Raw genomic sequence first — 11,884 nt, 5'->3', positions numbered from 1 at the left:
CCCTTCGTACAGCTGCGCCATGACCTGGGATTTCTGGATCGACAGAGGCGGCACGTTCACCGACGTCATCGGGCGGGCGCCGGACGGGCGCCTGCATGCCCGCAAGGTCCTATCCGACAACCCGGAATCCTATCGTGACGCCGCCGTCCATGGCATCCGGCTCGTGCTCGGCCTGAAGGCGGGCGAGCCGATCCCGGCGGGCGCGATCGGCGAGGTGCGCATGGGGACCACCGTCGCCACCAATGCCCTGCTGGAGCGGAAGGGCGAGCCGACGGCGCTGCTGACCACCCGCGGCTTCCGCGATGCGCTCGACATCGGCTACCAGGCGCGCCCCGACATCTTCGCGCGCAACGTGGTCAAGCCCGACCTGCTCTACAGCCGGGTCGCCGAAGTCGACGAGCGCGTGCTGGCCGACGGCACGGTGGAAAAGGCGCTGGACGACGGTGCGGTGCGCGCCGCGCTGCGGGACATGCGCGCCGCCGGATACGGATCGGTCGCCATCGTCTTCATGCATGGCTATCGCTACCCCGAGCACGAGCGCCGCGCCGCCGGCATCGCGCACGAACTGGGCTTTCCGCAAGTCTCGGTCAGCCACGAGGTCTCGCCGCTGGTCAAGTTCGTAGGGCGCGGCGACACCACGGTGGTGGACGCCTATTTGTCGCCGATCCTGCGCCGCTACGTGGCGCAGGTGGAGGACGAGCTGGAGGTGAAGCGCACCGGCGCGCGCATCCTGTTCATGATGTCGTCGGGTGGGCTCACCGAGGCGGCGCGGTTCCAGGGCAAGGACGCCATCCTGTCGGGGCCAGCCGGCGGCATCGTCGCGCTGGCGCAGACCGGCGCCGAGGCCGGCTTCGCCAAGGTCATCGGCTTCGACATGGGCGGCACGTCCACCGATGTCGCGCATTTCGACGGCGAGTACGAGCGCGCCTTCGAGACCGAGGTGGCGGGTGTCCGCATGCGGGCCCCGATGATGCTGATCCACACCGTGGCGGCGGGAGGCGGCTCGGTCCTCCACTATGACGGCTCACGCTTCCGCGTCGGCCCGGATTCCGCCGGCGCCAATCCCGGCCCCGCCTCCTACCGCCGGGGCGGACCGCTGACCGTCACGGACGCCAATGTGATGGTCGGCAAGCTGCGGCCCGAATTTTTCCCGCCGATCTTCGGCCCCGGCGAGGACCAGCCGCTGGACGCGGCACTGGTGCGCGAGAAATTCGAAGCGCTTGCGGCGGAGATCGGCGATGGGCGCAGCGCCGAGGAGATCGCCGACGGTTTCCTGAAGATCGCCGTCAACAACATGGCCGAGGCGATCAAGAAGATCTCCGTGCAGCGCGGCTACGACGTCACGCGCTACGCGTTGAACGGCTTCGGCGGCGCGAGCGGACAGCATGTCTGCCAGGTCGCCGACGCGCTGGCGATGAAATCGGTGCTGGTGCACCGGTTCTCGGGCCTGCTGTCGGCCTACGGCATGGGCCTGGCGGACATACGCTGCGTGCGCCAGAAGGCGCTCGAGGCGCCGCTTGCCGCCGGACGCGCCGCCGACATTCTGGACGTCGCGCGCGAGCTGGGGAAGGAGGCGCGCGCCGAGCTGGTGCGGCAGGGCGTGGCCGAGGATCGGATCGCGGTCAGCGTCCAGGCCCATGTCCGCTATGCCGGGACCGACACGCCGCTTGCCGTCGCGGCTTTCACCGCCGGGGGCGGCGAACGCCTCGAACGGGCCGGACGGGCCATGTCGGTCGATGACATGCGCGGCCGATTCGAGACGGCGCACCGCGCGCGCTTCGGCTTCCTCGACCGCAGCAAGGCGCTCATCGTCGAAGCGGTCTCGGTGGAGGCGAGCAGCGGCACCGCGGCGCCCGCATCGGCATCCTCCCGCCAGCCCGACATCATGGCGCCGCCGCGGCCGGCCGGCCGGACACGCTTCTTCTCGGACGGCCGGATGCACGATGCGGCGGTGCATCACCGCGAAGCGTTGTCGCCCGGACATCTGGTGCAGGGGCCGGCGCTCATCATCGAATCCCATCAGACCGTGGTCGTCGAGGCCGGCTGGCAGGCTAGGCTGACGGCGCAGGGCGATCTGGTGCTCGAGCGCTATCTGGCGCTGCCGAAAGCAACCGCGATCGGCTCCGAGGCCGATCCGGTGATGCTGGAGATATTCAACAATCTGTTCATGTCCATCGCCGAGCAGATGGGCGTCACGCTGCAGAACACCGCCTATTCGGTCAACATCAAGGAACGGCTCGATTTTTCCTGCGGCGTGTTCGACGCCGACGGCGCGCTGGTCGCCAACGCACCGCATATGCCGGTGCATCTGGGGTCGATGGACCGCTCCGTCGAGGCGGTCATCCGGCAGAACGCGGCGATCCTGCCCGGCGACGTCTATGCGCTCAACGCGCCCTATCGCGGCGGGACGCATCTGCCGGACATCACCGTCTGCACGCCGGTGTTCGACAGCGGCGGCGCCTCGATCCTGTTCTGGGTCGCCTCGCGCGGCCACCACGCCGATATCGGCGGCACGACGCCCGGCTCGATGTCGCCGTCGGCGCGGACCATCGAGGAAGAGGGCGTCTATATCGACAATTTCAAGCTGGTGGAGGAGGGCGCCTTCCGCGAGGAGGCGCTGCTGGAACTTCTCCAGGGCGCCCGCTATCCGGCGCGTAACGTCGTGCAGAACGTCAACGACCTCAAGGCCCAGGTCGCGGCGAACGAGAAGGGCGTGGCCGAGCTGCGCCGCATGGTCGAGCAGTTCGGCCTCGAAGCGGTGATCGCCTATATGGGGCACGTCCAGGACAATGCCGAGGAGAGCGTTCGTCGTGTCATCGGCAAGCTCAGGGATTCATCCTTCAGCTATCCGATGGACCAGGGCTGCGCCATCCAGGTGCGGATAGACGTCGATCACGACAGGCGCGAAGCGGTGGTGGACTTCACCGGCACCTCGGGGCAGCGCAACGACAATTTCAACGCACCGGAGCCGGTGACGCGCGCCGCCGTGCTCTACGTCTTCCGCGCGCTGGTGGACGACGCCATTCCCATGAATGCCGGCTGCCTGCGGCCGATCCGCATCGTGCTGCCGGAGAACTCCATGCTCTCGCCGCAATGGCCGGCGGCGGTGGTGGCCGGAAATGTCGAGGTCAGCCAGGCGGTGACCAATTGCCTGTTCGGCGCGCTGGAGGCGCTGGGGTCGGCGCAGGGCACCATGAACAATCTCACCTTCGGCAACGACAAGTACCAATACTACGAGACGATCTGCTCCGGCGCCCCCGCCGGGCCCGGCTTCAGCGGCACGCGCGCCGTGCATACCCACATGACCAATTCGCGGCTGACCGATCCGGAAATCCTCGAGGCGCGCTTTCCGGTCGTGCTCGAGGATTTCCACATCCGCGCCGGCTCGGGCGGCCGTGGCCGCTGGAACGCCGGCGACGGCACCAGCCGCACCATCCGGTTCCGCGAGACGATGGCGTGCTCGATCCTGTCGGGCCACCGCAAGGTCGCGCCGTTCGGGACGCTGGGCGGCGAGCCCGGCGCGCTGGGCCGCAACGTGGTGCGGCGCCTGGACGGCGCGCTGGAAGAGCTCGCCGGCTGCGCCGTGACCGAGCTCGACGCAGGGGAGGCCATCACCATCGTGACGCCGACCGGCGGGGGTTTTGGCAGGCCCGAGGATGCGGATTGAGCTGCCGTCGGCTCGCCACGATGAGCCGGCGCGCCCGGTGATCGGAGATCGCGGCGGGATGCGGCGCCCGGAAATCTGCATCGTGACGGCCGACGGCCGGACGAGCGCTCCCGGCCAGCCGCAGCCGACATGATGCGCAGGCTATTGCGGATAGGTGCCGGGCACGCAGCGCCCGCTGTCGGTGGCGCGCGGGTCGCATTCCGAGGCGCTCACGTCCGCGCCGCCGCCGCTTTGGCAGCCGGCCAGAATGGCGGCGGAGAGTGCGATCAAGAGCAGCCGGCGCATCGTCATCATGGTTTCCCGATCTCGGCAGTGTCGGTCCGTGCCTTGTCGGATGGCAACAAGGCGACGCGACTTCTTCTCACACTCGGCTCTGCGAGACAATATCGACAGATCCGCCGCGAGCGGCGCCGGCGTTTTCGCTTGAACGGTCGGAATGCCCGTGCGATGAACCGGGCATTCACTGGGAAGGCCGGATCGCCGGCGACAGCTGGTGCCGAATCCCATACGGCGGAACAGGCTGCACGCTTCTTTCAAGGCAAGACATCCGGGATTTCGATGAAGGGGCCGCTGCCGAACATCAAGCATCCGATGCCGATGCATCCGCGCGTCGGCTTCCTGAAGCCGCTGGTCGAGGCAGAGAACATCGAGATCGGCGAATTCACCTACTATGACGACCCGGCCGGCCCGGAGCATTTCCTCGAGAAATGCGTGCTCTACCACTATCCCTTCATCGGCGACCGGCTGGTGATCGGCCGCTTCTGCGCATTGGCGCAGGACGTGAAATTCATCATGAACGGCGCCAACCATGCGATGTCCGGCTTCTCGACCTATCCGTTCAACATCTTCGGCCATGGCTGGGAGGAAGGCTTCGACGTGGACACCTGGCGGCGGGAGGTGCGCGGCGACACCATCGTGGGGCACGATGTCTGGCTCGGAATGGAGACCCTGGTGATGCCCGGCGTGAAGATCGGCAGCGGGGCGATCGCGGCGGCGCGCTCGGTGGTAACGCAGAACGTGCCGCCCTATGCGATCGTCGCCGGCAATCCGGCGCGGGTGGTGCGGACGCGCTACGATGCCGCGACCGTGGCGCGGCTGCTGGCGCTCGCCTGGTGGGACTGGCCGGTCGACAGGATCAGCCGCAACCTGGATGCCATCCGCGGCGCCGATCTCGCCGCGCTGGAGGCCGCGCAATGAATGCGCCGGCCGCGCAGGCGACGCCGGAGGCCGGCTATTTCGGCAAGCCGTGGGTCTTCATCCGCAGCGTGCCGTCGATGACGCTGCTGCCGCCGCAGGGACCCGCCGAGATCGCCTTTGCCGGCCGTTCCAACGTCGGCAAATCCTCGCTGATCAATGCGCTGGTCGGCAAGAAGGGGCTGGCGCGGACGTCGAACACGCCCGGCCGCACCCAGGAGCTCAATTATTTCGTGCCGGACGGCCATTCGGGCGAGGCAGGCGACCTGCCGCCGCTGGCGCTGGTCGACATGCCCGGCTACGGCTACGCCAAGGCGCCGAAGACCGAGGTCGAGCGGTGGACGAAGCTGGTGCTCGACTATCTGCGCGGGCGGGTGACGCTGAAGCGGGTCTATGTGCTGATCGACGCCCGCCACGGCATCAAGCCGCTCGACGAGGAGGTGCTGACGCTGCTCGACAAGGCGGCCGTCTCCTACCAGATCGTGCTCACCAAGATCGACAAGATCAAGGCGGCCGGCGTGCCTAAACTGCTGGCGGAAACCGCGGAGAAGACGAGGAAGCGCCCGGCGGCCTATCCGGAGATCATCGCGACTTCGTCGGAGAAAAGTGCCGGCATCGACGACCTGCGCGCGGCGATCACGCTGGCGGCGACGCAGTAGGGATCGCGAATGCCGGGGACAGCGGCACTCGAACGGAAACGCAGGGGACAGTTTACTTTTTTCGGCCCGCGCGACTTCTGAACTGCTGCGGCTTTTCTGCCGAAAGAAAGTAAACTGTCCCCGGCACCTGCGCCATCCCTGTCGCGAACGTCCTGCGCTAATTTCGGGTTGTCGGTAGACCGGCAAAACCGTCCCCTGGACCCTCCTTCTCCACCCCGTACGCCTTCAAAAACACGTCCACCCCCGCCGTCACCACCCGCTCCAGCTCGGCTTCGCTCGGTGTCGTGCTGCGATAGCCGTACAGGCACTGGCGGAACAGGCGCGCCATGCACAGGTCGGCGAACTGGTAGGCGGCCAGGTCGATGTCGGCGATGGCGAGATGCCCGGCTTCCACTTCGCGCGTCAGATAGGCGGCGAGCTTGTCGTGGCCGCGCTTGGGCCCGCGTTCGTAGAAGCGCACGCCCACCTCCGGCATGCGCTCGCAGATGCTGATCACCGTGCGTTGCGCCTTCAGCACGGTGGGCGAGGTGATTTTCCTCGCCAGTGCCAGGCCATAGGCGAGCAGGATCTCGCGCACCTCGCCGTCGCGCTCCAGCACCTGATAGAGGTCGGCATAGATGGTTCGCCGCTCTTCCTCGATGAGGGCCTCGAACAGCTCTTCCTTGTTGGCGAAATAGACATAGATCGTGCCTTTCGACACGCCCGCCTCGCGGGTGATGTCGTTCATCGACGCGGCGTCGAAGCCCATGTTGATGAAGACGCGGCGCGCGCCTTCCATGATCTGGCGACGCTTGGCGGGATCCTGGCCCGCGGCGGGGCGGCCCTTGCGGCCGCATTCGTCTGTCTCAATGATCCGGTCCTCCAGGACCTTCGGTTCGGCAGACATTTGCTCCTCGAATTATTTCGAACCGATCGGTTCGATTGGTCTTGATATGGTCGCTTCCCTACGCTATGTCAACTTCGAACCGAACGGTTCAGTTCAATTGCTAGGCTCCCCGAATCATGTCCGTCCGCACCGCGAAACCCGCCGCATCCGAGACGCCTGCCGTGTCTGCTGTCCATCCGTTCCCCGCCATGAAGTCCGTGCCGGATGTCGAGCATCCAGCGCCGGTGGCGGAGCGTCCCTTACCCATCGCGCCGCCTGCGGCAGAGACTAACGTTTCCGCGCCCAAGAACAAGAAGCGTTCTGCGAAAAGGTTTCTTTTGCCCATTATTGCGGCCGGCCTGCTCGCGGCTGCCGGCTGGTACGGTTACGACTATTGGACCGACGGCCGTTTCATGATCTCGACCGACGACGCCTATGTGCAGGCCGACATGGCCTTCGTGGCACCGAAGATCACCGGCTACGTGGCGCGCCGCGACGTTCTGGAGAACCAGCACGTCAAGGCAGGCGACCCGCTGATCACCATCGACGACGGCGACTACCGCATCGCGTTGGAGCAGGCGCAGGCGCAGGTCGACGTGCAGAACAAGTCGCTCGTCCGCATCCAGGCGCAAACCGAGGCGGCGCGCGCGGCCCTTGCCCAGGCGCAGGCGCAGAAGGCCTCGGCCGTGGCCGGGCAGCACAACGCCCAGCTCGCCGCCGGCCGCGCGACCCAGCTCCTCAAGACCAGGGTTGCCACGCAGGCGCAGGTCGACGACGCCAACACCGCGCTCGAGCAGGCCGATGCGACGCTCGCCGGTGCCGACGCGCAGATCCAGAGCGCCCAGGCCAATATCGGCGTGCTGGAGGCGCAGTACCAGGAAGCGCAGTCGACGTTGCGCAATCTCGAGCTCGCCCGCGACAAGGCGGCGCGCGATCTGTCCTTCACCGTGCTGCGCGCGCCCTATGACGGCGTGGTCGGCAATTTCGCCGTCGAGCAGGGCGACCTGGTGTCGCCCGGCCAGAAGCTCGCGGTGGTCGTGCCGATGGAAAAGCTGTACGTCGTCGCCAACTTCAAGGAGACGCAGCTCGGCCATCTCGTCCCCGGCGAAAAGGTGAGGCTGTCGGTCGACGCCATCGACGGCACCGAACTTGAGGGCACCGTGTCCTCGCTGGCGCCGGCATCCGGCGCCGTGTTCTCGCTGCTGCCGGCCGAGAACGCCACCGGCAACTTCACCAAGGTGGTGCAGCGCGTGCCGGTGCGCATCGACGTTTCCGCCGAAGCGCTGGCCTCGGGCAAGCTGCGGGCCGGCCTTTCGGTGATCGTCGACGTCGACAGCCGTACCGCCCCGCCGGCCGGCGGGGCGACCGCGGCCAAGACGCCGGACACGGCGGTGAACTGAGGTTCTTGCCGGAGGCACGACAATGGCCACCGCAACCATCACCGGCGCGCCGCCGCGGCGCGAGGACGCCATGCCGGACACCCGCCGCATCATCGCCTTCTTCGCGATGGTGTTCGGCATGTTCATGGCGATCCTGGACATCCAGATCGTCTCGGCCTCGCTTGCCGAGATCCAGGCGGGGCTGAGCGCCAGCTCCGACGAGATATCGTGGGTGCAGACGGCCTACCTGATCGCCGAGGTCATCATGATCCCGCTGTCGGGCTTCCTGGCGCGGCTGCTGTCGACGCGTGTGCTGTTCACCGTCTCTGCCGCCGGCTTCACCGCGGCAAGCGCGCTTGCCGCCACCGCCACCAATATCGACCAGATGATCGTCTACCGGGCGATCCAGGGCTTCATCGGCGGCGGCATGATCCCCAGCGTGTTCGCCGCCGCCTTCACCATCTTCCCGCCGTCGCGGCGCGCCATGGTGTCGCCGATGATCGGCCTCGTCGCCACGCTGGCGCCGACCATCGGGCCGACCGTCGGCGGCTATCTCACCAATGCCTTGTCCTGGCACTGGCTGTTCCTGATCAACGTGATTCCCGGTATCCTCGTGGCCACCGCCGCCTGGTCGCTGATCGACTTCGACAAGCCCGAGCACGGCCTGCTGGCGAAGTTCGACTGGTGGGGGCTGGCCGGCATGGCGGCCTTCCTCGGCTCGCTCGAATATGTGCTCGAGGAAGGCCCGAACAACGACTGGCTGCAGGACGAGAGCGTGTTCGTCTTCGCCATCGTTCTGGTCGTGGGCGCCGTGATCTTCTTCTGGCGCGCCTTCACGCGCGAGGAGCCGATCGTCGACCTGCGCTCCTTCCGCAACGTCAATTTCGCCTTCGGCTCGGTGTTCTCCTTCGTCATGGGCATCGGCCTCTACGGGCTCACCTATCTCTATCCGCTCTTCCTCGGGCGCATCCGCGGCTACGATTCGCTGATGATCGGCGAGGCGCTGTTCGTCAGCGGCCTGGCGATGTTCTTCACCGCTCCGGTCGCCGGCTTCCTGTCGCGCAAGATGGACCCGCGGCTGATGATGATGGTCGGCTTCGTCGGCTTCGCCGCCGGCACCTGGCGCATGACCTACATCACCGCCGACTGGGATTTCTACGAGCTGCTGCTGCCGCAGATCCTGCGCGGCACGTCGCTGATGCTGTGCATGGTGCCGATCAACAATCTGGCGCTGGGCACGCTGCCGCCGTCCATGATCAAGAACGCGTCGGGCCTGTTCAACCTGACGCGCAATCTCGGCGGCGCCGTCGGCCTCGCCGTCATCAACACCGTGCTCACCGACCGCGGCGTGCTGCATTACGAGCGGCTTTCCGAGCACGTGACCTGGCGCAATCCCGAAGCCGTCCAGCAATTGGACAACATGGCTGCCAACTTCCAGGCGCACGGCATCGACGGGGCGACGGCGGCGCTGTCGAACCTGAGCAACATGGTGCATCAGCAGGCGATGCTGATGTCGTTCATGGACGTGTTCTACCTGCTGACCATGCTGTTCGCCTCGCTCGCGCTGTTTGCCGTGATGATGCGCAAGCCACCGGCCGCAGCCGGCGGGGGCGGCGGCCACTAAGCAGATTGCGCCGGCTTCGCCGCCCGGCCGTTGCAATTTAGCCCCTTTCGAGCAGGACGCGAATGTCCGGACAATGGTGGAATTGCCGGGAGTTCGCCGCGACCGTTGTCAGCATCCGTCAGGATGATTTTTCCTCATTTTATCCCCCTCTCGCCCACCCGAGCGACAATCCCCCGCCTGTGCTGGAAAGGAGCGGCGGTGGACTGGGATGCGGCAATCGAGAAGAATCGCGAGGCGCTGAAACGCATCCTCGCATGGCAGGCTTGGATTTCGAGGAACTCAGGGGACAGTTTACTTTCTTTCGGCAGAAGGGCACAGCCGCTTCAAGGTTTTCGCGGGCCGAAAAAAGTAAACTGTCCCCGGCACTTGCGCCGGCACTTGACCCCTCGCTCACCCTTCCCCGCCGCCTCCACCGCGCCATACTCCGGCTCCTGCGCCCCGCCGAAGCGGCGGTGCGGCGCCTCATCGTCGTGGCCGCGCGTGGCCTCGTCGTGACCCTGCCGCCGCCCCGGCAGAAGCCGCAGCCAAAATTCCGGCCCGGGGCCGGCCCCGTCCGCATGCCGGCGCGGCCGAAAACCCGCGCCCGGCGCGCGACCCTGCCTCTGCTCGATCCGCTAAAACCCTGGAACCGCCGCCCGCGGCGGGCGCCCAGGGGCGTGCCGCGCATCTCCTGTCCCGGCTACAGCGAGCCGTTCCGCATCCCCGTCTGGTCGCCCAAAGATCCGATCGACGCGAGGCGGCTGGACGCGCGGCTGCGGGCGCTGATTTTGGCGCTCGACGATCTGCCCGGCCAGGCAAGACGCTTCGCCCGCTGGCGGGCACGCCGCGACGCCGCCCTGGCGCGCGAGCAGGAAACCGGCGGTCTGCGCCGGTTCGGCCGCTTCTCGCCGCTGAAACCCGGCCGCCCGCCGGGCTGGCGGCGAAAAAAGCCCGTTCACGAGGTGCACGAGGTGCTGGACGTCCTGCACGGGCTTGCGCAGTGGGCACTGGAGCCGCCCGACACATCGTGACGGCGGCGTCTGCTCGATATGAAAGCCGCCCCTCCGGGCACAAGGCGAACGGCCACAGCGGATTCTTCGCTGCTTGGCGACGATGGCTGCTGCCGGCGAACGAAGCCGGACGGATTCAGGCCGCCGGTGCGCTGACCGGCCGGCTGCGCGCCTCGGCGATGTCGACATGCTCGGCGAGCAGGAAATAGCCCGGGCTCGTTCTTCTCCATGAGCTGCCGCACCTTGACGACATGCTCGGCGAAGCGCTCGGTGCCGTGCACCCGCTGGTGGTCGGCGATCGAATCGAAGGTGCTGACCATGATCGCAGTGATGCCGTCGAGGCCGCGGTGCAGCCGGCTGCCCCGCCAGCCGGGAACGATGCCGCGCGAGCGCCGCAGATGGGCCTGCTGCAGGGCTATGAATTCGTCCATGCAGCCGGGCTTCACGGTGAAGATGTTGATGAAGACGACCGGGCTGACGGTGTTGTCGATGAAGTCCATGCGCGCTCTCCTGAAACGGTGGGCGTCAGGCTAGGACCTCAAGCTCGGTTGAGGTCAAGCGCGTCGGGGAACGCGAAAAGCGAAGCGCTCCGCCTCGGTCGCGGATGGGGCGCGAAGGGTGCGGAGCGCTTGTCGGACGCGCGGGCGGTGAAGCCGGAAACCGCCCGCATGTCCGATAGCCTGAGACGGCGGGTTTCCGGCCCCGGCCTCTTCGGCCGGGATGGGAATTACATCTTCGGCAGCAGAACCTTGTCGATGACGTGGATGACGCCGTTCGACTGCTCGACATTGGCGATGGTGACGTTGGCGACGTTGCCGTTCTCGTCCTCGATCATGACCTTGTCGCCCTGGTATTTCGCGGTCCAGGTGCAGCCGCCGACGGTCTTGACCGGATGCGCGCCCTTGTCGTCGTCGACCATCTTCATGATATCGGCCGACAGCGCCTTGGCGCCGACCACGTGGCAGGTCAGGATCTTGGTCAGCTTGTCCTTGTTCTCCGGCTTCAGCAGTGTCTCGACCGTGCCTGCCGGAAGTGCCGCGAAGGCCTCGTTGGTGGGGGCAAGCACGGTGAAGGGTCCGGCGCCCTGCAGCGTCTCGACCAGGCCGGCGGCCTTGACGGCGGCGACCAGCGTCGTGTGGTCCTTCGAATTCACGGCATTCTCGACGATGTTCTTGTCGGCATACATCGGCGCTCCGCCTACCATCGGGTTCGCGGCATAGACTGCCGTCGCGGCGAGCGCGAACGCGGAGGCGAAGAGGGCTGCGGTGACCTTGCGCATTTCGGGATTCTCCTTGGTTGCTTCCCGTCTGGCGGGCGACACAAAGAGTTACGAGACAAAGCGCAGAAGAGTTTCAGGGCGGCGATGTCGCGACGGAACCCGGCGCATCGCGAATGTTTGAAGCACCGGACAGCGTCCCGGGAAAAGTTGGCCGGGCCATATCGCGAGGTAATGCAAGACAATCAGAAAATCCCACACAACCAGCAAGCCGAAGCTCAACTGTGGAAC

General features: G+C 67.0%; 10 protein-coding genes. 6 read left to right on the top strand and 4 right to left on the bottom strand.

Going from position 1 to position 11,884, the window contains the following annotated elements:
• Positions 1-19: 19 nt before the first annotated feature.
• The gene (locus tag C7I84_RS14870) at positions 20-3,667 is read left to right on the top strand and encodes a hydantoinase B/oxoprolinase family protein (RefSeq protein WP_106772984.1); all 3,648 of its coding nucleotides are present in this window, start codon (positions 20-22) and stop codon (positions 3,665-3,667) included.
• Positions 3,668-3,808: 141 nt separating this feature from the next.
• On the opposite strand, the gene C7I84_RS29705 is transcribed toward C7I84_RS14870, so the two are convergent.
• Positions 3,809-4,204 (bottom strand): lipoprotein, encoded by a 396-nt coding sequence (locus C7I84_RS29705; RefSeq protein WP_133170101.1) that lies wholly within the window; start codon positions 4,202-4,204, stop codon positions 3,809-3,811.
• Positions 4,205-4,225: 21 nt separating this feature from the next.
• On the opposite strand from C7I84_RS29705, the gene C7I84_RS14865 reads away from it, so the two are divergent.
• Together C7I84_RS14865 and yihA are read left to right on the top strand one after the other, a co-directional pair.
• Positions 4,226-4,864 carry a CatB-related O-acetyltransferase gene (locus C7I84_RS14865; protein WP_106772983.1) on the top strand — a complete coding sequence of 213 codons (639 nt, stop codon included), beginning with the start codon at positions 4,226-4,228 and terminating at the stop codon, positions 4,862-4,864.
• Positions 4,861-5,520, top strand: coding sequence for a ribosome biogenesis GTP-binding protein YihA/YsxC (gene yihA, locus C7I84_RS14860; RefSeq protein WP_106772982.1), 660 nt, complete (start codon positions 4,861-4,863; stop codon positions 5,518-5,520). Before C7I84_RS14865 ends, yihA begins: the two co-directional genes overlap by 4 nt.
• 157 nt (positions 5,521-5,677) lie before the next feature.
• Here yihA and C7I84_RS14855 read toward each other — a convergent pair whose 3' ends face one another.
• The gene (locus C7I84_RS14855) at positions 5,678-6,406 is read right to left on the bottom strand and encodes a TetR/AcrR family transcriptional regulator (RefSeq protein ID WP_106772981.1); all 729 of its coding nucleotides are present in this window, start codon (positions 6,404-6,406) and stop codon (positions 5,678-5,680) included.
• A 116-nt stretch (positions 6,407-6,522) separates the two neighbouring features.
• Here C7I84_RS14855 and C7I84_RS14850 point away from each other — a divergent pair, with 116 nt between their 5' ends.
• From C7I84_RS14850 to C7I84_RS14840, 3 genes are all read left to right on the top strand, one after another.
• Positions 6,523-7,785 carry an HlyD family secretion protein gene (locus tag C7I84_RS14850; RefSeq protein ID WP_425351348.1) on the top strand — a complete coding sequence of 421 codons (1,263 nt, stop codon included), beginning with the start codon at positions 6,523-6,525 and terminating at the stop codon, positions 7,783-7,785.
• A gap of 22 nt (positions 7,786-7,807) precedes the next feature.
• Entirely contained in the window at positions 7,808-9,388 is a 1,581-nt protein-coding gene (locus C7I84_RS14845) for a DHA2 family efflux MFS transporter permease subunit (RefSeq protein ID WP_106772979.1), read from the top strand.
• A 254-nt stretch (positions 9,389-9,642) separates the two neighbouring features.
• Entirely contained in the window at positions 9,643-10,398 is a 756-nt protein-coding gene (locus C7I84_RS14840) for a hypothetical protein (protein WP_133170100.1), read from the top strand.
• Here the strand turns inward: C7I84_RS14840 and C7I84_RS14835 are convergent.
• Both C7I84_RS14835 and C7I84_RS14830 read right to left on the bottom strand, forming a co-directional pair.
• On the bottom strand, positions 10,323-10,877 hold the full coding sequence (locus C7I84_RS14835; RefSeq protein WP_106772977.1) for a putative quinol monooxygenase: 555 nt from the start codon (positions 10,875-10,877) through the stop codon (positions 10,323-10,325). The two genes, C7I84_RS14840 and C7I84_RS14835, sit on opposite strands and share 76 nt — an antisense overlap.
• Positions 10,878-11,104: 227 nt before the next feature.
• Entirely contained in the window at positions 11,105-11,656 is a 552-nt protein-coding gene (locus tag C7I84_RS14830) for a fasciclin domain-containing protein (RefSeq protein WP_106772976.1), read from the bottom strand.
• Positions 11,657-11,884 lie beyond the last annotated feature (228 nt).

Source organism: Kumtagia ephedrae (assembly GCF_003012745.1).
Taxonomy (GTDB): domain Bacteria; phylum Pseudomonadota; class Alphaproteobacteria; order Rhizobiales; family Rhizobiaceae; genus Kumtagia; species Kumtagia ephedrae.
The sequence above is the reverse complement of the archived record's forward strand: the minus strand, read 5'-3'. Positions and strand labels throughout refer to the sequence as shown.